The 1671-nt window shown below is 65.9% G+C and carries 1 protein-coding gene and 1 rRNA gene; one reads left to right on the plus strand and one right to left on the minus strand.

Annotation, left to right across the window (positions count from 1 at the left end; translation table 11 throughout):
* Positions 1-85: ribosomal RNA gene (gene rrf, locus AB0J09_RS64195) — 5S ribosomal RNA — on the plus strand; the annotation flags it as partial.
* Between the two features lie 189 nt (positions 86-274).
* Here rrf and AB0J09_RS64200 read toward each other — a convergent pair.
* Positions 275-1423, minus strand: coding sequence for a PQQ-dependent sugar dehydrogenase (locus tag AB0J09_RS64200; protein ID WP_360714255.1), 1149 nt, complete (start codon positions 1421-1423; stop codon positions 275-277).
* Positions 1424-1671 lie beyond the last annotated feature (248 nt).

Here is a 1671-nt window from a genome sequence, read left to right on the forward strand (position 1 = left end):
TTACATTCCGAACCCGGAAGTTAAGCTTCCCAGCGCCGATGGTACTGCACTCGGGAGGGTGTGGGAGAGTAGGTCACCGCCGCACAATATTTACGAAAAGGGCCTCAGCCGGCTGGCTGGGGCCCTTTTGTTTCGTCGGAGATCGTCGGCGACTCTCGACACACTCTGGCGTTCTCCTTGCAGGCAAGGCAAATCTTGCCATCCAGAGCGGGATTCCGCTGGGCTTCTGAGATCGCGGTGGGTACGCGTATCGGTCACGCACCCACCGCAATCCTCACCTGCCCGCGTCGCTCGGCGTGCCTGCCGGGCTACCTGGCCAGCCGGGATGCCCAGGCCGAGGCGCGCAGCCCACGACCAGAATGCGGTCGTCCTCGGCGACCGGCGAGCCGCGGCCGTCTTTGTTGCTGGTGCCGAACCACACCTGGCCCCGCGCTGTGGCGGCCACGGCGCGAATTCGGCCGTACTGTCCCTCGAATAGCGAAACAGGAGTGCCGAGCGTGCCGTTGACCGAGACGGGAACGTGCCAGAGCCGGCGGCCGTGCAGCGCGCCCACCCACAGAGACCCGTCGGCGAAGGCGACGCCGGAGGGAGACGCCATGTCGGGGGTCCAGGTGAGGGCCGGATCGATGAAGCGGGGATTGTTGGCCACGCCCTCGACCACGGGCCAGCCGTAGTTGCCGCCCTTCTTGATCAGGTTGATCTCGTCGAAGCGGTTGGACCCGAACTCGGTGGCGTACAGGCGGCCCGACCGGTCCCATGCCAGTCCCTCGATGTTACGGTGACCGTAACTCCAGATCCGGCTGTTGAACGGGTTGCCGGGCGCCGGTTGGCCACTGGTGGTCAGGCGAAGGATCTTGCCGCCCAAGGAGCCGAGATCCTGGGCCCGCTTGGCCTGGTTTGCGTCGCCCGTGCTGGCATAAAGGTACCCATCGGGTCCGAAGGCCAGACGGCCGCCGTTGTGGCCATGGCTCTTCGGAATGCCGTCGACGATCACGGTGGCCTGGGTCAGGCCACTGGCGCGGCTGTATCGGTAACGCACGATCCGGTTGTCGGAGTCGGTGCTGTAGTAGAGGAAGACGTAGGGGTCTCGCGGGAAACGGGGCGATACCGCCACGCCCAGCAGGCCCGCCTCATCGCCCGGCCGTGCCTCGTCGATGGCCGCGACCTCGGATACCCCGCCCCAACGGGAGATCCGGAGCAGTCGCGCCGTGTCGCGCTCCGTCACCAGGGCCTCGCCTGCGGGAAGGAATGCGATTCCCCAGGGCGCCGCCAGGTTCTGCGCCAAGGTGTGCGCTCTCCACTGCTGACATAGCGTGGCGGCCGTTTCGGCCTTGACCGGTGAGCACGGGCTCACCAGTGCCACCGTGACCGCGAGCGCCGTCCACACCGTACGGCGTGCGCCACGGCACATCTTTCCGACCATGCAAACCTCCGTCATAGGATGCGATCTTGGGTCCGTACGACGTGTGCCCCGCGACGCCCCAGGAAGATCTCTTAGTTTGGATAAGATGCCCCATGAGCCCCACTGGTATCAGTGGTTGAGCCGAAACGTCCGGCTCTGGGGCGGCTCGCTCCACCCACCTGTGAGGGGTAAGGCTCCCGGTAGACGACCGGGTTGATAGGCCGGAAGTGGAAGCGCGGTAACGTGTGGAGCTGACCGGTACTAATAGG

It is taken from the genome of Nonomuraea sp. NPDC049784 (assembly GCF_040659615.1).
Classification (GTDB): domain Bacteria; phylum Actinomycetota; class Actinomycetes; order Streptosporangiales; family Streptosporangiaceae; genus Nonomuraea.